Below are 19,915 nucleotides of genomic sequence, written 5' to 3'. Positions count from 1 at the left end.
TTTGCCCAGATCAGACTAGAGGTGAAGAATGCTTGTCCGAAAAGTATTGCTCCTTATCCTCCCCACACTTCAGTTACTATCAAGGATGATAATTTCGGCATTCCGGCGCATCTGGATTTTCCCTACAGTATTCCTCAAAAGAGACTTTGGCTGATACCATACCCTCAGCTTTTTGATGAGCGGCTTCTGCTTGGAGTTCTTCTACTTCATCCCAAGCCGCAGCACAAGCTTTAGAATAAGCACCTTGTGCAGTACAAGTAGCACGAGCCTGCTCTATTGCTTTTTCAATTTTCTCATCCAGTAGTAGCGCTTTTGGCGTTTCCACAAAGTCGCTCTTGATTAAAATATCAGTAATCGAGATGATGCCCAACAACTTGCCTTTGATCACAGGTGCTCTACGGATGCCTGTATTGGCAAACAACCGGGCTACATATTCTACACCCAACTCAGGATTTACAACAATACAGGGTTTGCTCATGATTTCGTAAACCCGCACTTGCTTGGGGTCTTTACCATAGGCTGTTACCTTATAAACAATATCCGTTTCTGTAACAATGCCATAGGCATCGTTATCATAACGACGATCCACAACCAGAGCACGCAACCCTTTTTCTTTCATTAACCCCACCGCTTCAGCGACAGTTGCCGAACCGCGAATAGCAACTACATCCTTGGTCATGATATCTTCAGCTTTCATCATTGCTGTAGTCTCCTGGTAAATATTACGGTGCGATGCGTCGCGCCAAGCGCATCGAAGCATTGCAACGCACAGTTTGTGAATTTAGAGAGCGCAAAAGTTGAACAGTTTCCCAGCCACAACAATAAATTAGAGCAGCTTGCAAATCTGGATGATATCCAAAGTGACCGATGCTCAAAAACTAAGCATGAATTGCCATAAATTTTTATAAAAGCCTTACCAAACAACCCTTAAAGGTAAATAGTAAATTTTTGAATACTACATGTCTTTTGGTAATGACTAATAACTTCTTCAAAAGTTAGGATTAAATCACCATCTAACTTCAGTTGTGAAGTTTTTTGCGGATTTCGAGTAAACTTCAATCACTTAAGCCATGCCACGTCGTCATTATTCTCCCGCTTACTTACGCTATCTCAAAGCCAGGTTATGGAATCTAGGGCGACCTGGTTTTTGGGGAACAGCAATTTTTTTATCTGTAATCGGGCTAGTAACCTGGGAATACTTGTCAAATCCAGAGGTTTTAACTCGCAAGCAAACTAAACAACTGGCTTCACAAAACCCTGCTGACTCTTCTCTGTCAGCAGAAGACAGAGCCATTGCAGCAGACATTGATAACTTGCCAGTTCTGTTTAATGATTTTGAGCAGGCAACTCTTTCAATAAGAGCAAATACATCAAAGGAAAACACTGACGCAAAAAAGAGTAAAAGCTTATTAGAAGATGCAATTAATAAACAAAAGTCTGCTAGTGATGTAAAATCAAATCCCAGTTTGGGGACAGTTAGTAGCCCACCGCTACAAAATATGACAAATCCCTTTGTGGTACAAACAGAAAATTTATTGCGTGCCAGGACATCTGATAGTAATAATCAGTTTCTAGGCGTGAAGTCATTAACTGCGGCGTCTGAGCAAACAAAAGCAGTACAATCCTCCTCTAGTGTAGGAATTGGATTAACTAATCAAACCAACATTGATCCAAATCCTGTTTTCATCAGCCCTTTGCAAGCAGCGCTCAACCAATCTACACAATCTACAAACCAAAAGTTGTCTAGCTTCAATGGTACTGTTTCAGCTCAGACAAATGCTTTGGGACAAGTATCTAATCAAACCACAACGCTGATACCACCCACTAACAGCTTACCTAGTCAGAATTCTTTACCAAACACTGGGTTAAGTTCTGGAACGGGCTACACGTCCACGAATACAAACTTACCGCAAAATCCGTACAGTAATTTAAATGGCAGTCAAGTATTACCTAATGTAGCACCTGCAACACCGCTCTCTACTCCACCAACTAATATTGCACCCTATTCTGGTCAGATTCCCAGCCAAAGCGTGGTTACACCAATAAACCCTGTGGGTGCTGGTAATTACAGCTTGCAGCAGCCTACACAACAACCAAAGTCTATATATGGCAATTCCATACAGCAGCCAACGCAACCGTCGCAGTCTATATATGGCAATTCAATACAGCAGCCACAGTCTAATTTCTCAAACCGTGACCAGATTCTAAGGCAATATATAGGTGCAGGAGGTCAGAAGTAATCCTGATTACTGGACTTGCTGGATAAAACTTGACTTTTTGGGATTTTTCGTTTTAATCCTCTGATTAATTCTCTGAGTACATCAGTTTTGCTTCTGTGCGTTGCAGAGCAGTAAGCTTCCAATATCTTTAACTCCTGCTCTGGCAATCTAAAATCTAGTCTTTTATCTGCCTTTGTCATGATTAATGTACTGATATTTTGTGTACATTTAGATCATATGGCACATCTAAGATGGTTATGAAAAAGCAGAACCGCGACTTGCAGAGGTGATTTGTCCAGTTTGACGATCACTTAACCAATTTATGACGTTCGGATACTTCTGAGTTGTCAGCCGGAATAGATCGGATCAATTCCCGAATGACATCAGTTGCGGCTCTGCCTGTTATTTTGCAGTATTGTTCAAGTTTCTCTACCTCCCCTGAAGTGAGATTTACTGTGAGTCGTTTAATAGCCCATTTTTTATTATTCATAGTTCACTCTTACAATCACGCCTGGAGAATGTGTGTATTAGACTCATCTACAAATAGATGAGTTTTTTCTCAAAACAAGTGTTATTCGCGTAAAAAATCTGAAAACAAAGTGTCGTTAGCCGAAATCTGAGGTTGATAAACTATTAGCATCCCTTTAAATAGAGTCCTTTGCAAGCTCAACAGTTGCTAATATTAATCTTTTGACAATTTATCCGTTCACCTATTTTTATATAAATACTCTTTTGAAGTACTTAAAGTTAAGATTTGATGTGATTGAGGATACGCGGTAGTCAAAAGTTAGCTCTACCATTGGTTGTATTGCAAAAGCTGGAGATGATCTGGTAATAAACTGAACGCAGGAACTTTATATAGAGGATTGTACAATATTAAAAAGTTATATTGCAGCAATTTTTAGGTTTATTGAGTGGCAAACCTAGTTATTGCAGAAGCATGACCTCGCTGAATGTCAATCAAAACGCCAGGATCTAGCAAATAAATCAACTTTATTTATGCTTGCTGATGGGTTTCAGCCTCATAAAGTAACTTGCGAGCGTATGCTTGGCTATCTGTAATATTAGGTCGTGACAACAGCTGCTTCAGGAATTGCACCCTGCATTTTGCCCAAAGCGTCAATGAGACTTTGTAATTGTTTATCTGCTTTGAGAACTGCTAAGCCGCGTACTGTGACTTTACCAGGTGAGTAGACAAAACGGGATTTGAGATTTTCTGGTAAATTTGCCGCCAATAAATTCCAAGCTGGTTCTTCCATTGGCGTTTCTAAAATGACGTGCTGTTTATTTTCTGGTTTAATACGACTAAATCCTAATTTTTTCGCTAATTGTTTGAGTTCCATCACGCGTAAAAGTTGACTAGCAGATGCAGGTATAGCACCATAGCGATCGCTCCATTCTCCAGCAATTTGGGTTAATTCTTCTGGAGATTTCGCTGTCGCTACCGCACGGTAAGCACTCATCTTTTGATCCAAATCGGTAATATAATCTGCTGGGATAAACGCTGTGAGGTTAAGGTCAATCTGGGTATCATCCACCTGGGGAATTTCTTGACCGCGGATTTCTCGAATTGCTTCTTCTAGCATTTCCATATACAAATCAAAACCGATCGCATCCATTTGACCAGATTGTTCTGCACCTAACAAGTTACCCACACCCCGGATTTCCATATCGCGCATTGCTAGCTGATATCCAGAACCTAGCTGGGTGAATTCCTGAATCGCTCGTAATCTTTGCCGTGCCGCATCAGATAATGTCCGCTGCTTCGGATAGAATAGCCAAGCGTGAGCCTGAATCCCAGCACGTCCCACACGACCACGTAACTGATACAACTGCGCCAACCCAAAGCGGTGAGCATCTTCAATTAAGATGGTGTTGACTCGCGGGATGTCTAAGCCAGATTCAATAATTGTCGTACAAACAAGAATATCAGCATCACCATTACTAAAGGTAATCATGGTTGATTCTAATTGACTTTCATCCATTTGACCGTGAGCGATCGCAAACCTTCCTCCCGGTATCATCTCCCGCAAACTTGCTGTTGTCTCTTCAATTCCCTCAACGCGTGGAACTACATAAAACACCTGTCCGCCTCTATCTAGTTCTTGGCGAATCGCACTACGGACACTTTCTGGGTTCAACGGTGCTAAATGAGTTTTAATTGGGCGTCTGGTTGGCGGTGGTGTGGTAATCAAACTCATTTCCCGAATACCCGACAAAGACATGTACAGAGTCCGGGGAATCGGTGTGGCGGAGAGAGTCAGTACGTCAACTTGAGTTTTCAAACTTTTAATTTTCTCTTTTTGGTTCACTCCAAACCGCTGTTCTTCATCCACCACCAATAGTCCTAAATCTCGGAATGCTACGCCTTTACCCAAAAGTTGGTGTGTCCCGACAACTATATCTAATTCACCCGTTACTAATCGCTTTTGAATATCACGGCGTTCTTCAGCAGTACGGAAACGGTTGAGTAAACCGACATTCACAGGGTAAGGAGAAAAGCGTTCTTTGAGAGTGTGGTAGTGTTGCTGAGTCAGGATGGTAGTCGGTGCAAGTAAGGCGACTTGTTTTCCAGAAGTGACAGCTTTGAAAATGGCGCGAATTGCCACTTCTGTTTTTCCGAAACCGACATCCCCACAAACTAAGCGATCCATTGGGCGATCGCTTTCCATGTCGCGTTTAACATCTTGTACAGCTTTGAGCTGATCTGTTGTTGGTTGGTAGGGGAAGGAATCTTCCATCTCCTCTTGCCAAGGCATATCGCCTGGGTAGCTAAAGCCTTGTTGTTGCGATCGCGCTGCATATAATTTCAGTAAGTCCACCGCCAACTTCTTAATGGCTTTGCGGACTTTGTTCTTGGTATTTTCCCAAGCTTTCCCGGTCATCTTGTTGAGTTCCGGTGCTTTATCGCCTGTACTGCGAAACCGAGATAGTGCACCTACTTGATCGGCAGCGACTCTGAGTAAGCCGTCAGCATACTGCACCACCAAATAATCACGAGTTTCGTCATTAATTGTCAAACTTTCCAACTTAACAAATTTGCCAACCCCGTGGTTACGGTGAACCACATAATCGCCTGGACGCAGCTTATTGGCATCAACTTGTTTAGAAATAGCTTTACGGCGTTTGCGGAGATAGCCGGGAGTCGCCAAGGAGTGTTGTCCATAAAACTCTCTATCTGTTACCACTATCAGTCGATACGTGGGCAAGATAAAGCCTTCTAGCTCAGCCAGACCGGAATATTTGAGAGCTACTGGCGTATGGTTGATTTGGAGCTTTTCAATCGCTTGGTAGTCACGGGGATTAGGAATAAACTGAGCAGGACAATCATGCTCTTGCAATAGCGACACAGAACGCGAAGGCTGGGCAGAAATCAGCCAGCTAGAGAAATTGCGATCGCGCTCTTGGCGGATAGTTTCAGCTAGTTTCGCAAACTGGTGTGGCGTAACTGGAACAGCTCTGCTAGCCAGATTAATTCCACTATTTTCCTCTGCGAGTTCTGATAAATATAGTGTTTTAAATTTTGCAACCTCAGCCAAACAGTCATCAAACGAACGATGGATTTTTGGTAACTGGTTGGATTCTCCAGTTACCGATCGCCATTGTTCTTCGGCATTTTCCACCCAGCGATCGCTGTGAGCATGACACTGTTCTGGCTCATCAATGGCAATCAAGGTATTTTCTGGTAAGTAGTCTAGAAGTGAGGCTGGTTGATCGAAAGCTAGCCCCAAAAAACGACGACTACCCTCTACAAGTTCTGAGTCCTGAGTTTCAAGTGCTGAGTCAGAATTTAACTTAGTACTCAGCACTCGGAACTCAGCACTATCTTTAAGCGCTGCCATCACGATGGGAGCGAAGCTAGTAGGAGTCAGAACTAGCTGGTCAATTTTATCAAGTGCCGAACGTTGAGTTGCTGGGTCAAATTCTCGGATTTGCTCAATTTCGTCACCAAACCATTCCAGTCGCACTGGTAACTCAGACGAAACCGGGAACACATCAACAATATCGCCGCGCCGACTCCATTGTCCTTCCGTTTCCACCAAGGGCACTCGCTCGTACCCCAAAGTTGTAATTTTCTCACTAAAGCTATTTAGGTCAAATTCCATCCCCCGCTTTAGAGTCAGGCAAAAGGATGTAAAAGCCTCTGGTGGTGGTAAGTGCTGTTGCAGAGCCACTTGAGTAGCGACAATCGCCATCTGTCCCCCGTTATTAGTCAATAACTCTTGACCCTTGAGCGCCAGTTGCTTTAAGTCGGCGGAGCCGCCCAACGCATTGGCTCCTCTTGACCCTTGACCTTTAACCAAATCTGCCAATACCTGCATTTGTCCCCAACTCATTTCGGTTTCGGGGTCAAAGGGTTCGTAGGGAGATGCTTCGGAAGTCGGGTAAAAATACACACTCTTCCATCCCATTGCCTCCAGTTGTGCGTAAACGCGTCCAGCTTCCTCTAGAGTGGCGCAGACTACAAACAAATTTCTGCTTTCGGTTTGTGCCAACGCCGAAGCCACCAAGCCTTTAGGCAGACGGGGAATACCATTTAACCGTAGTTCTTGTTGTCGATTAAGCTTAGAAATAAATTCAGTGGTCAGTGGCGATCGCGCCAAAGCACGCACAATAGAAGAAAATGCCATAAGTTGCTTGTGTGGGAGTCGTAGCAGATCAAAAAAGATTAAGGCAGTTTATGTCCACTATTTTAAAAGTGTTAACAGCTGTCTCATTCTTTCTGTGGAAGAATAATGCATAACTACTAAATAAACTGTAGAAATATAACTACTACTTTATGTACAGCTAAAGCGTTTATAGAAGCACCTTTAATACTAGATACTAGGGATTAAGCTAAGTTCGCATTGATAAGCGGCAATTTTAAACATGTCCTCCACCACTTTGGAAATTTTAATCGTTTTAGTACTCATTATTGCCAATGGTATATTTTCTATGTCTGAGATGGCGGTCGTCTCGGCACGCAAGGTGAGACTACAGCAACTTGCTAATCAAGGAGATGCCAAGGCACGAGCAGCATTGAAACTAGCTGAGTCTCCAAATCAATTTTTATCTACTGTTCAGATTGGGATTACCCTAATCGGGATACTGACTGGTGCTTTTGGAGGAGCAACAATCGCCAACAGGCTAGAAGTTTATGTGCGGCTTGTTCCTTTTTTGGCAGCTTATAGTGAACCGATCTCATTTGGGATCGTAGTTTTGATCATTACCTATTTGTCGCTAATTGTCGGCGAACTAGTGCCGAAACGTTTGGCATTAAACAACCCAGAACGAATTGCAGCTTTTGTGGCTATTCCGATGCGAGCTTTGGCGGCGATCGCTTCCCCAATGGTATATCTTTTAAGTGCCTCGACAGATCTGGTACTACGAGTGTTAGGTATTACCCCTTCTACCGAGCCACAAGTCACTGAGGAAGAAATCAAAATTTTAATCGAGCAAGGTACTGAAGCAGGAACCTTTGAGGAAGCCGAGCAGGATATGGTGGAGCGAGTCTTTCGCTTAGGCGATCGCCCTGTCAGCTACTTAATGACACCCCGTCCCGATATAGTTTGGCTAGACTTAGACGACTCTCCCGAAGAAAACCGTCACAAGATGGTTGATAGTGCCTATTCCCGGTATCCAGTTTGTCAAGGAGGCCTTGACAACGTGCTGGGTATTATCCCCGTTACAGACTTATTAGCCCGGAGTTTTCGAGGTGAACCGCTAGACTTGACTGTAGGACTACGACAACCCGTATTTGTACCAGAAAGCACCCGTGGCTTAAAAGTGTTGGAATTGTTCAAGCAAACCATCACTCACATGGCGGTAGTAGTGGATGAATACGGCGTGATTCAAGGATTAGTCACTCTCAACGACATCATGAGCGAAATCGTCGGGGATGTTCCTTCCACAGATGGGCAAGACCAACCACAAGCTGTACAAAGGGAAGATGGTTCCTGGCTATTGGATGGAATGTTGCCCGTAGAAGAATTTTTGGAACTATTCGGTATGGAAGAGTGGGAATCTGAGGAGCGAGGCAGCTATCAAACGTTAGGTGGTTTTGTCATCACTCATTTAGGTCGTATCCCGGCCGCAGCAGATCATTTTGAATGGCAAGGTATGCGTATTGAAGTAATGGATATGGATGGCAACCGCGTTGATAAGGTGCTAGTTGTACCAACGGCACATAAATCAGCGGATGTTACAAAGTCTGAATAATTGGGGACTGAGGACTGGGGACTAGGGATTGGGGACTAGGGACTGGGGACTAGGGATTGGGGACTAGGGACTGGGGACTGGGAAGAATTTCTTTTATTTCCCCCCTTGCCCCTCTGCCCCTCTGCCCCCCTGCCTCTAATACCTAATCCCCAATCCCTCTTAAGTCCGAGATAGACGTTTAACAGGTTCACTCGCTAGCATTTGATGCACTTGTTCCAAAATTTGGGGAATTTTATCAGCGTGGGGACTATTAGATAGACATTGCTGTAGGTCGAGTTCATTTAGCCTATCTGCTTTGTTGCCAGGGAACCAATGACTGCCGTTACCTAGCAGGTTGTAGCGCATTTTGGCATACTCTACCAGATCGTAGGCGATCGCTAAATTCCACAGCCACAAAATCACGCGAATATTTAACTCACCTGGAGTTTCTTCAAAGGTGGGTAAATTAGTCTGCCAGGTTTTCACCCAATCTTCTCCCAAACTGGCTATTGCTTCTGCTTCCAACCGTGCCAAAATTGGTGGCAAAATTTCTGATGCGCTGTCCAGCAACTCTAAAGTTTTCAGGTGTTCATCAAAATCTTGTGGTTTGGCGGCTCCCAAACTCAAGGTATGCACTTCTTGATGACTCAAACAAAACAAATCATTAAATACCATCGGACTTAGGGGAGCACAGAGTTTTACTAACTTCTGCGGTGGTTGATAAAGCATTCCCCCTTTATCAGATGGGCTAATAATAAACACCCCCATATCATGGCGTTTAGCTGCTGCAATTGCCGCCCAATTCCATTGATTAATGTAGTACCAGTGCAGGTTAACGTAATCAAATTGGTTAGTATTAATCGCCTGCACAATCGTATCTGTTGAGCCGTGTGTCGAAAAGCCGATAAATCTGACCTTTCCCTCGGCTTGCAACTGCTGCGCCACTTCTAAACAGCCACCGGGACGGATGCTGTAATCTAATGACTCAGCATGGTTGATGCCATGCAACCCTAGTAGGTCAACATAATCTAGCTGGAGATTTCGCAGTGATTGTTCAAATGTTCTACGGAACTGTTTTGCATCTACCTGTGGTTCAATTTTTGTTTGCACAATCAATTGTTCACGAGGAAACTTGGGCAATATTCTCCCTAACTGCATTTCAGAAGTGCCATAACCACGAGCAGTTTCAATATGATTAATGCCTATCTCAACTGCGCGTCTAATAGTCGCTTCAAGATTTGCCTGGTTGTCGGTAGGAATTTCCCAAGCAGGAACATCCTGCCATTTGAACTGGTATCTCATGCCACCGCAGGAAAATACTGGCATCTGTAATTCTGTGCGCCCAAATCGTCTGTATAGCATTAGTGAATTTTTAATTACTTGCCAAATTAAAATCTAAAGGTTTTAAATCTAAAATTGCACTAGCAATGCCTAAGAGGATGTCTGAAAAGTATTAAATATTTCGCTTGATCCCCCCTAGCCCACGCCAGTCGCTCATGGGGGAAACCCCCTTGGCGCTAGCCTCTCCCTTTGGGAGAAGACCGCGCTGGCTCCCCTTAAAAAGGGGGGAACCGGAATCAAAGTCCCCCTTAGAAAGGGGAGCCACTGTGTTGGGGAGACAGCGCCGTGGGCGAGTTTCCCGACTTGAGGCGACTGTCGTCGGGTTTCCCGACTTGTAGCAAGTGGCGTGGATTTAGGGGGATCTACAAGTCTCGAATACAACACCAAAAAGTTTTCAGACATCCTCTAATACCAATTCACGAAAATCTTGATACATATAGATTTCTTGTAGGGGCACGGCAATGCCCATACGTGTCAACTTCAGCTCAAACACTCAATTTACCGTCGTTTTAGATCCCCCAACCCCTTTGACAAGGGGGCATTCGATTCTAGTTCCCCCCTTGTCAAGGGGGGTTAGGGGGGATCGAAAATCTCGGTGGTACATCGAAAAATTTTCACTGTTCTTATCAGACTAGGCTTTTACGTTAAGTTGACACGTATGAGCAATGCCGTGTCCCTACCAACGTATTTGTATCATTTTTAAAGTTAAATGGTATAACGCACGGACTGACACAGCTAAAATAGTGCATTAGATGTAGATTGGGTTGAGCAAGGCAAAAGCTAACATTAATAAGGGTGTTGGCTTTCCTTACGCTAATCCAACCTACATTTTTTTTTGCAACAATTTAGGCTTATCACGCCACTACGAAACTAGTGTTTTAGTGTAGAACACAAAGTTCCGAGTTCTAAACACGAAATTCCAAGTTCTGAACACGAAGTTCCGAGTTCCGAGCACGAAGTTCCGAGTTCCGAGCACGAAGTTCCGAGTTCTGAACACGAAGTTCCAAGTTCTGAGCACGAAGTTCCAAGTTTTGAGCACGAAGTTCCGAGTTCTGAGCACGAAGTTCCGAGTTCTAGGCTAAAAAATTGGAGTTTTGGGGTGATGTATGGCAGAAAACTGCTTCTCTTCTCCTGTGCTTGACCAATTATTCCTTAATGGTAAAAGCTCCCGGATTTACCTGTGAGGTCAATCCAAAATCCAAAATCCAAAATCTAAAATCGTCTGACGCTTTGGGTAGCTTGTTTATTTGCAGGAACATGTGTTTACGCACTTTGTTCATTCTAACTTAGTAGTACGCTTGCATCACTTAATCAATGTTTGCCGTAGTACGCAAGAATTTTGTGTGTAACAAACAGAATATATAGCTGACATCAGAAAACGGCAAGGTTGCTAATGAAGTCTTTTAGTAGAACAACTATCGTATCTATGGAGGCATAAATGCAATCACTTTCAACTACTCAGCTAACACCCAACTCCTCTAATTTATATTCCAAGAGTCAGCCAGAGTTATCTGCTAATGTATTCATCGGATCTTCGCTGCTCATTCCATTGATTTTTTTTGCAGGTTTTAAACTTTATAAAAAACACCGCTCTGTTGTTCTACGCCAACAAATTGCCACTTTAGAGAAAGTGTGGCATTTGGATATTAAAAAACGAGCTTGAAAAAAGGAATATGGACAATGAAGTACTTATTTATAGTTTGGGTGCTTATAATATTCTTGATTTCTCCTGGCGTGGCGATCGCAGATGACAAAGCGATCGGCGTCTACACTCAAGCAAAACAGCCTTATTCTTTAATATCTGGACTTGGCACAGTTCACCATCCGGTTTCTACTTCTAATCCCCAAGCGCAACAGTTTTTTGACCAGGGATTAAGTTTGATTTACGCCTTTAATCATGATGAGGCGGTGCGTTCTTTTGAACACGCTGCCAAACTTGACCCGCATTTGGCAATGGCATACTGGGGTATTGCCCTAGCCCTAGGGCCAAATATTAATTTAGATGTAGACCTCGACCGCGAACGAGCTGCTTACCAAGCAATAGAGCAAGCTTTGGCATTGTCCACTCAAGCATCTGCTCCAGAACGGGACTATATAACCGCCTTGGCCAAACGATACTCGCTAAAACCCGATGCAGACTTGCATCAATTAGCGGTGGACTATGCCAAGGCAATGGCAATTATAGTCAAGCAATATCCTGATGATTTAGATGCAGCAACGCTTTATGCTGAAAGCTTAATGGATCTGCACCCCTGGCAACACTGGACTAAAGACGGCAAGCCAAAAGCAGATACAGAAGAGATTGTTGCTGTTCTAGAATCGGTACTCAAACGTAACCCGAATCATCTAGGAGCCAATCACTACTACATCCATGCAGTGGAAGCCTCACTTTTCCCAGAACGTGCCCTCAATAGTGCCAAGCGACTAGAAACCCTAGCTCCATCTGCCGGACACTTGGTACACATGCCTGCCCATATCTATTTTCGTGTGGGAGATTATCAAGGAGCAATGCGGGCAAACCAAAAAGCGATCGCTCAAGACGATGCCTACATCCAAAAGTATCACGTCCAGGGCACTTACCCCACGATGTACTATAACCACAATGTACATTTCCTCATGGTGGCTAGCAGCATGGCAGGAAGATACCAAGATGCTCTCAAAGCCGCAGATCAATTGGTCGCAAATATCATTGCTATTGACCCATATATGCCTATGCTTGAGGGATTACTAGGCAGCAAAATGCTGATTCAGGTACGCTTCGGGGACTGGGATGCCATCTTCAAAACTCCTTCCCCTGGTGCTAAACTGCCCACTACTTCAGCACTTTGGCATTTTGCTCGCGGCATGGCAAACGTAGCCACAGGCAAGCTTGAGGACGCAGCAGCCCAAAGTCAAGCATTGTTAGCAGCTAAACAGATAATTCTCCCCGAAGCAACCATTGGAATTAGTCCCGCTAGTCGGATTTTAGACATTGCTACACAAGTTCTAGACGCCAAAATTGCTAAAGCCAAGCATGACTATGAATCTGCTATTAAATTGCTAGAAAAAGCCATAGCAGCAGAAGATGCCCTTGATTACATGGAACCACCAGACTGGTATTTGCCTACGCGGGAATCCTTGGGTGGTGTACTTTTGGCTAAAGGTGACTATGCACAAGCCCAGAAAGTCTTTCGTGCAGATTTAGAAAAATATCCGCACAATGGACGTTCTCTATTTGGCTTGCAGGCAAGTTTGCAGGCATTAGGTAAACATGAGGACGCTAAACTTGTACAAGCCGACTTCGCAGCAGCTTGGAAAGATACGGATACTCAGCTACGGATTGAGAATCTCTAAGACTAGGGATTGGGGACTGGGGAACTCGGGGCCCCCTCTGGGGATAAGGGGTAATGGGGACTGGGAAGAAATTCTTTATATTTCCCCCTCTGCTCCCCCTGCCCCCTGCGTCTCTTCTCCCTTGCCCTTTAAATTTGCCGCACTAGTGGCTGACCATCTTTGACTTCGCCAATTAAAACTAAATCGACACAGTTGACGAAGATACCATTTTCTAGAACGCCGGGAATGTTATTGAGCGTTTTTTCTAGTCCAGCTGGGTCATCAATAGAGTCAAATGTGACATCTAATACGAAGTTGCCTTGATCTGTGATTACTGGGCCAGCTTTTTTTACACCCATGCGGAGTTCAGGTTTGCCGCCTAGTTTTTTAATTGCATCAGTCACCGGAGTAATTGCCATTGGGATGACTTCCACAGGCACGGCGAAACTAGAACCCAAGCGGTCTACTAATTTACCGCTATCTACTACGACGATAAACTGATTTGCCAGGTAATCTACGACTTTTTCACGGGTATGTGCTGCACCACCGCCTTTAATTAAATTCTTCTGTGGATCTACTTCATCCGCTCCATCAATGGCAATATCGATGTGGTCGATAGCGTCCAAGGTGGTGAGAGGGACGCCGTACTGTTTTGCGAGAACTTCTGACTGAAATGAGGTAGGGACGCCAACGATATCTTTGAGTTCGCCAGACTTAAGGCGATCGCCTAAAAACTGAATTGTATACGCTGTGGTTGACCCCGTACCCAACCCGACAATCGAACCTGATTTGACAAGAGCTGCGGCGGCTTTGCCAACTTCTTGCTTCATCAACTTCACGGGATCTGCTGCTGTAGTCATTCCCAAAACTCCTGAAAAACTGACTATAGTCCATAGTAGTGGTCAGGTAACGCGAAAAGATAAAAGGTAAAAAACAAGTTTTTTCTGATTTCTTCTTTCATCTTTTCCTTTCAAGCTTTTGCCTCTGACTAAGTTAGGGAGCACAGGATACACCTGTTCTAGTGAACTATACAAAGTTAATTCTAAAGATATTATTTACTGAAGTGGCAAGTAAATATTTAAATTTTAGATATAGCAATCCTATTTTCTCAGATCCCCGACTTCTCTAAGAAGTCGGGGATCTTTAATGTAAGCAACATTGCTCAGCCTAGATTCGTCACTAGATGTCATAGAAATAAATGAGTTACAGAATCTAAGTACACTAGACTTGTAATTCACCTAAGTAACGCAGTTTTTTCATTCGCAGTAGTAGCTAAAATTGATTATGGTGATGCGTCAGCTTTCAATTACTCTGTCGTTAGTGGCAATACTACAATTGCCAGTAATTGCTCAGGGCCAAGTGCCAGCAACGTCTTCAGCAATACCATCTGATTCTATTCAAAAGGTAGTTGCTGCTAAATGGATGACAAACTTTTCCGATGGTAAGTTTTATCCAGAAAGGTTGCTGACTAGGGCAGAATTAGCCTCAATTATGGTAAAGGCATTTCGACTAGATAAGAGACAAGCTGTTAGCAAAGAAAATTTAGCAATTCCAGATGTTAATCCTACTAATTGGGCATTTGATGATATTCAGATAGTCTTAAAAACTGATATTATGAAAGGCTATCGAGGCAATATGTTTTTCCCTAACCAAAGAGTAACAAGGGCAGAAGCTTTTGCAATTTTTGCCCAAGCTTATGGCGTATTTCAATTTCCTGATGATACTGTGAATGAAACTTTAGCTTCAAGTCCAGATCAGGCATCTATTCCTACTTGGGCTAGAAAAGCGATCGCCACAGTAGTTACTGAGGGATTTATCAATACAGATGCTCAAGGCAATATTGCCCCATTACGACCAATGACTAGGGGAGATATGGCTTATTTATTGAGTAAATATTTGCAACGACAGCAGCAACAACCAGAAACACCTGAAGTTCCTAGTATTCCAAATAGCCCAGAATCCCCGTAAGAAGAGAATAGGAATAAGGTGCTCCTTGAGCAAACTGACAACTTATCAGTTACAAAGTTATACTGTCCACTACAGCTAACTTAGTAACAATGTAACAGTGTGAGATTGAGCGAGCAACCCGACCGTGGGAAAATCAGAATACCGAAACTAGAGACTTAGAGAGGAAAACCGTATAATATGCATCTGAGCGAAATCACTCATCCCAATCAGTTGCACGGTTTATCTGTTCGACAACTGCAACAGATTGCCCGTCAAATTCGAGACAAGCATCTCCAAACCGTAGCAGCAACAGGGGGACACCTAGGGCCAGGGTTGGGTGTTGTAGAATTAACGCTAGGGCTTTACCAAACACTGGACTTAGACCGAGATAAAGTGATTTGGGATGTAGGACACCAAGCTTATCCCCACAAACTGCTCACAGGACGCTACAGTAGCTTCCACACTCTCAGGCAAAAGGATGGAATTGCTGGTTATCTCAAGCGCTGTGAAAATAAGTTTGATCACTTTGGCGCTGGACATGCTTCCACCAGTATTTCAGCCGCCTTGGGCATGGCTGTAGCACGAGATCTTAAAGGAGAAAAATTTAAAGCTGTTGCTGTGATTGGCGATGGGGCGCTAACTGGGGGGATGGCTTTGGAAGCCATCAACCATGCTGGACACTTACCAAAAACTAACCTGTTGGTCGTTCTCAACGACAACGAGATGTCCATATCTCCCAACGTCGGCGCAATTCCTCGCTACCTCAACAAAATGCGCCTCAGCTTACCGGTACAATTTATTAAAGATAATCTTGAGGAGCAATTCAAGCAAATTCCCTTTGTTGGTGAATCTCTGTCTCCAGAACTAGGACGCATCAAAGAAGGTATGAAGCGCTTAGCTGTCCCCAAGGTAGGAGCAGTTTTTGAAGAACTCGGCTTTACCTACATTGGGCCAGTGGATGGGCATAATCTAGAAGAGTTGATTTCCACTTTCCAACAAGCACATCAGATACCGGGCCCAGTTCTGGTACATGTGGCAACGGTAAAGGGTAAAGGCTATGAAATTGCTGAACAAGATCAAGTAGGCTACCACGCCCAAAGCCCGTTCAATGTGGCAACAGGCAAAGCTATTCCCTCCACCAAACCCAAACCCCCTGCTTACGCCAAAGTCTTTTCCCATACTCTAGTCAAACTTGCCGAACAAAATCCAAAAATCATTGGGATTACTGCGGCGATGGCAACAGGGACAGGCTTAGATAAACTTCAAGCAAAATTGCCCAATCAATACATTGATGTCGGTATTGCTGAACAACATGCTATTACTCTAGCTGCGGGACTGGCAACTGAAGGTATGCGTCCCGTCGCTGCTATCTACTCTACCTTTTTGCAACGCGCTTATGATCAGATAATTCACGATGTCTGCATTCAAAACCTCCCAGTGTTCTTCTGCTTAGATAGGGCAGGAATTGTCGGTGTTGATGGCCCCACCCATCAAGGCATGTATGACATTGCTTATCTGCGTTGCATTCCCAACATGGTAATGATGGCACCCAAAGACGAAGCCGAACTTCAACGCATGATAGTGACTGGCATTAACCATACCAGCGGCCCGATCGCGATGCGCTATCCTCGTGGCAATGGCTACGGCGTTCCCCTGATGGAAGAAGGCTGGGAACCTTTAGAAATCGGCAAAGGGGAAATTCTCCGCACTGGTGATGATGTGTTAATCGTCGGTTACGGTACAATGGTATATCCAGGGATGCAAGCCGCTGAAATTCTCAGCGAACACGGCATTGAAGCGACGGTGATTAATGCTCGTTTTGCTAAGCCCTTAGATACCGAGTTGATTTTGCCTTTAGCTCAGAAAATCGGGCGCGTCATTACCCTAGAAGAAGGCTGTGTTATTGGTGGCTTTGGTTCTGCGATCGCTGAATCTCTAATGGATGCCGATATTCTAGTTCCTGTGAAGCGCTTCGGTGTGCCAGATGTGTTAGTAGATCATGCTGAACCCAATGAATCTAAGACACAGTTAGGTCTAACTAGTCATCAAATCGCAGAAAGAGTATTGCAAGCTTTCTTTCAGGAGCAACTATCTACTGTGGGCTAATTAAAATTTTCCTCCGCCATATTTATTAGTGGTAACTGGAGAATTCCCAAATGTTGCTGGTTCTGAATTTTTGAGAGACGACCTAAAACATTAATATTTCGTCTAAATCCGGGTTGATGGTTGTCTCTTAAAAATTTTCTGCTATTAATTCAATAAACTGTAGAGTTAAGTCTTTAGCCTAGAGCTTTAGTTTGTTATAAGTAATTAGATTAAAGTAAACAACTTTAACAGACATACAATAAATAAAAAATATTTTTATTTTATCAAGTATAAATTAATTGAGAATAACGTAAAAATTAACTCTCAACTCATCTTTGATTCACTTAATAAATAAGAGTCTTATAAAAGTTTATAAGAGGCAGGGGTCAAAGGTAAATTCTATCTTCACCTTTGGGTAAAAACCTCACCCACAAGTGGTGTGAAAGCTCCCCTGCTGCCCCTACCCCCTGCTCCTCTGCTTTTTCACGGGATGGAATACACCAATCTAGTTTCTAGCCCCTTTCCTCTACCAGAGTGTATTGCATACAACCGAGAAGCACTATAAAGTGGAATCGCCGGCGTGTTCCACTATATAAATTAGAAATATTTATACTAGTACACAAAATTGCCATTAAAATCTCTTGCAAAAGTCTGAAAGCGCTCATATCGGGCTTTGCCCTGCTAACGCTAACAGATCAAACCAGATGTTAACGCAACTCTAGGGCAGAGTATGACTAATCTTTTGCTAGCTTCGGTATTATCTAGACCAATTAAAGAGCCAGTACCGGTTTTTCTGATGATTTTGGGGATTATGCTGATCGCGCCCCTGCTATTTGAGAGAATCCGACTGCCAGGTATTGTGGGATTAATTCTGGCGGGGGTCATAGTCGGCCCTAATGGACTGGGATTATTGGCGCGGGATAACACGATTGTACTTTTAGGTACAGTTGGCTTGCTGTTTCTCATGTTCATGGCAGGACTGGAAACTAGTTTAGATGACCTAAAATATAACGCTGATAAAGCAGTCATATTCGGACTAGCTACTTTTGTTGTGCCGATGGCATTAGGTACTATAGCCATAATGGCGATCGGCTATGGTGTGTTACCTGCCATTCTAGTTGCTTCTTGTTTTGCCTCCCACACGCTACTAGCACTACCGATAGTCAGTAAATTGGGACTTATGCGCTCTCAGGTGTTAACTACCACTCTCGGAGGCACATTAATCACCAATATTTTGGCACTTTTGGTTTTAGCAGTAGTAGTTAGAGCGCATCAAGGCAGTTTAAGTTTTGAATTTTGGTTATTTATCATTCCTTCACTGATAATCTACACTTTTTTGACGCTGTGGGGTGTACCTCGCCTCGGTCGCTGGTTTTTTAAGCGATTTGGACACGATGAAGGGGCAGAGTTTATATTTGTCCTGGCTACCTTGTTTGTGGTTTCCTATGGAGCAGAATTAATCCAGATTGAACCGATTATTGGTGCTTTTTTAGCTGGAGTTGCTATTACTCAGCTAATTCCGCAGCTTAGCCCTTTGATGAATCGAATTCAATTCATTGGAAATACGCTGTTTGTACCTTTTTTCCTAATCTCTGTAGGAATGTTGGTTAATCCTTTAATTCTGGTTCAGGAACCGCGATCGCTCCTAGTATCAGCTGTAATGGTAACTGTTGCGATTATCGCCAAGTTTATTCCTGCATGGGGTTCAGGCAAATTATTCGGATTCAGCTTTGATAATATCATGTTGATGTTTGGGCTATCTGTAGCTCAGGCTGCCTCTACTCTGGCTGCGATCACCGTTGCTTATAAAATTGAGTTGGTCGATCAGTTAACAGTAAATGGTACGATCGCCATGATTTTAGTTACCTGCATTGCTTCTCCTTGGGTAACAAATCAGTGGGGACAAAAACTCAAGCCAGGAGAAGTTAGTAGTCAAAGCCGCGAAACAGGAAGTTTGGGCGATCGCGTTTTAGTCCCAGTTGCCAACCCCAGCACTGAAGACAACCTGCTCAAGTTGGCAATACTCCTGACAAAATCAGCTACCGGCACTTTATTACCACTCCACATTTTATTAGAAAACAGTTCCTTCATCTCTCCAGAAGATAAAGCTAGGCAAAGCCAATTATTATCAACCGCAGAAATGATTGCCCATGCTGCGGTTGTCAATGTTACTCCCATTGGCCGGATTGACGAATCAATTGACAAGGGAATTGCTCGCGTGGCAGAAGAGAAGCAGGCTAGTGTGATTGTCTGCGGCTGGAAAGGTTACTCTACTTATCAGGAAAATATTTTTGGCGGTGTGATAGACAAGATTGTACATCGCAGTGCAGTACCCGTTTTGGTAACTCGATTTCCATTACCAATTGAGCATACAGCACGAGTATTTCTCGCTTTCACCACTCAACAAGCTTATGCTAGTTCTTTCGGGCAGAGTATTGAATTAGCCAAAAGTTTGTCAACGGAACTTAAAGCATCTCTACAGCTTTTACAAGTTGTAACAGTAAAAGGAGTACCTATCGATCTCAATGATGCTGGATTGCCAGAAAATACACCCATTCAAAAAGTGCGAGGTAATTTTGTCCAGCAAGTTTCTCGTTTACTCAAAACCAATGATCTGTTGGTGTTAAACGGTTCTGTTGAGCAAAAACAACTACTCTCAGTTTTGGGTCGTATACCAGAGGCGATCGCTCATAATCATCCTGAAGTTGCTATGATTGTTGCCTATTTTCCCCACGAGTATTAGAAGTGAAAGGGGATTGGTAACTGGTGACTGGGTGTAGAGAAAATTCTTTCCTAATCCCTAGTCCCTAATTCCTAGTCCCTAATTCCTAGTC

The 19,915-nt window shown here is 43.6% G+C and carries 13 protein-coding genes; 7 read left to right on the top strand and 6 right to left on the bottom strand.

What is annotated here, in order from left to right; all coding sequences use genetic code 11:
* Nucleotides 1-79: 79 nt before the first annotated feature.
* Entirely contained in the window at nucleotides 80-700 is a 621-nt protein-coding gene (locus FNW02_RS09125) for a CP12 domain-containing protein (RefSeq protein ID WP_191757233.1), read from the bottom strand.
* A gap of 370 nt (nucleotides 701-1,070) precedes the next feature.
* Between FNW02_RS09125 and FNW02_RS09120 the strand changes: the two genes are divergently transcribed.
* The gene (locus FNW02_RS09120; RefSeq protein ID WP_191757232.1) at nucleotides 1,071-2,240 is read left to right on the top strand and encodes a hypothetical protein; all 1,170 of its coding nucleotides are present in this window, start codon (nucleotides 1,071-1,073) and stop codon (nucleotides 2,238-2,240) included.
* On the opposite strand, the gene FNW02_RS09115 is transcribed toward FNW02_RS09120, so the two are convergent.
* The 3 genes from FNW02_RS09115 to mfd form a co-directional block, all read right to left on the bottom strand.
* The gene (locus FNW02_RS09115; protein ID WP_191757231.1) at nucleotides 2,231-2,419 is read right to left on the bottom strand and encodes a ribbon-helix-helix protein, CopG family; all 189 of its coding nucleotides are present in this window, start codon (nucleotides 2,417-2,419) and stop codon (nucleotides 2,231-2,233) included. The genes FNW02_RS09120 and FNW02_RS09115 overlap by 10 nt on opposite strands.
* Before the next feature lie 107 nt (nucleotides 2,420-2,526).
* Nucleotides 2,527-2,709, bottom strand: a complete 183-nt coding sequence (locus FNW02_RS38525) for a CopG family transcriptional regulator (RefSeq protein WP_225225533.1) — start codon at nucleotides 2,707-2,709, stop codon at nucleotides 2,527-2,529.
* Nucleotides 2,710-3,283: 574 nt separating this feature from the next.
* Nucleotides 3,284-6,850 (bottom strand): transcription-repair coupling factor, encoded by a 3,567-nt coding sequence (gene mfd / locus FNW02_RS09110; protein ID WP_191757230.1) that lies wholly within the window; start codon nucleotides 6,848-6,850, stop codon nucleotides 3,284-3,286.
* Between the two features lie 238 nt (nucleotides 6,851-7,088).
* Between mfd and FNW02_RS09105 the strand changes: the two genes are divergently transcribed.
* Nucleotides 7,089-8,417, top strand: a complete 1,329-nt coding sequence (locus tag FNW02_RS09105; protein ID WP_191757229.1) for a hemolysin family protein — start codon at nucleotides 7,089-7,091, stop codon at nucleotides 8,415-8,417.
* 159 nt (nucleotides 8,418-8,576) lie between these two features.
* Here the strand turns inward: FNW02_RS09105 and FNW02_RS09100 are convergent, their stop codons facing one another.
* Complete coding sequence (locus tag FNW02_RS09100) at nucleotides 8,577-9,758, bottom strand: aldo/keto reductase (RefSeq protein WP_191757228.1); 1,182 nt, start codon at nucleotides 9,756-9,758, stop codon at nucleotides 8,577-8,579.
* Nucleotides 9,759-11,175: 1,417 nt separating this feature from the next.
* On the opposite strand from FNW02_RS09100, the gene FNW02_RS09095 reads away from it, so the two are divergent.
* Together FNW02_RS09095 and FNW02_RS09090 are read left to right on the top strand one after the other, a co-directional pair.
* On the top strand, nucleotides 11,176-11,400 hold the full coding sequence (locus tag FNW02_RS09095; RefSeq protein ID WP_191757227.1) for a hypothetical protein: 225 nt from the start codon (nucleotides 11,176-11,178) through the stop codon (nucleotides 11,398-11,400).
* Nucleotides 11,401-11,417: 17 nt separating this feature from the next.
* Nucleotides 11,418-13,070, top strand: coding sequence for a tetratricopeptide repeat protein (locus FNW02_RS09090; RefSeq protein WP_191757226.1), 1,653 nt, complete (start codon nucleotides 11,418-11,420; stop codon nucleotides 13,068-13,070).
* Between the two features lie 128 nt (nucleotides 13,071-13,198).
* On the opposite strand, the gene rpiA is transcribed toward FNW02_RS09090, so the two are convergent.
* A complete protein-coding gene (gene rpiA, locus FNW02_RS09085) occupies nucleotides 13,199-13,909 on the bottom strand; it encodes a ribose-5-phosphate isomerase RpiA (RefSeq protein WP_162394796.1) in 711 nt (236 codons plus the stop codon).
* A gap of 424 nt (nucleotides 13,910-14,333) precedes the next feature.
* Here rpiA and FNW02_RS09080 point away from each other — a divergent pair, with 424 nt between their 5' ends.
* From FNW02_RS09080 to FNW02_RS09070, 3 genes are all read left to right on the top strand, one after another.
* A complete protein-coding gene (locus FNW02_RS09080) occupies nucleotides 14,334-15,017 on the top strand; it encodes an S-layer homology domain-containing protein (RefSeq protein ID WP_431356801.1) in 684 nt (227 codons plus the stop codon).
* A 177-nt stretch (nucleotides 15,018-15,194) separates the two neighbouring features.
* Nucleotides 15,195-17,102 (top strand): 1-deoxy-D-xylulose-5-phosphate synthase, encoded by a 1,908-nt coding sequence (gene dxs, locus FNW02_RS09075; RefSeq protein ID WP_191757225.1) that lies wholly within the window; start codon nucleotides 15,195-15,197, stop codon nucleotides 17,100-17,102.
* Between the two features lie 709 nt (nucleotides 17,103-17,811).
* Nucleotides 17,812-19,824, top strand: coding sequence for a cation:proton antiporter domain-containing protein (locus FNW02_RS09070; protein ID WP_191757224.1), 2,013 nt, complete (start codon nucleotides 17,812-17,814; stop codon nucleotides 19,822-19,824).
* The last annotated feature ends 91 nt before the right edge of the window (nucleotides 19,825-19,915 follow it).

It is taken from the genome of Komarekiella delphini-convector SJRDD-AB1, from assembly GCF_014831675.1.
Taxonomy (GTDB): domain Bacteria; phylum Cyanobacteriota; class Cyanobacteriia; order Cyanobacteriales; family Nostocaceae; genus Komarekiella.
The sequence above is the reverse complement of the archived record's forward strand: the minus strand, read 5'-3'. Positions and strand labels throughout refer to the sequence as shown.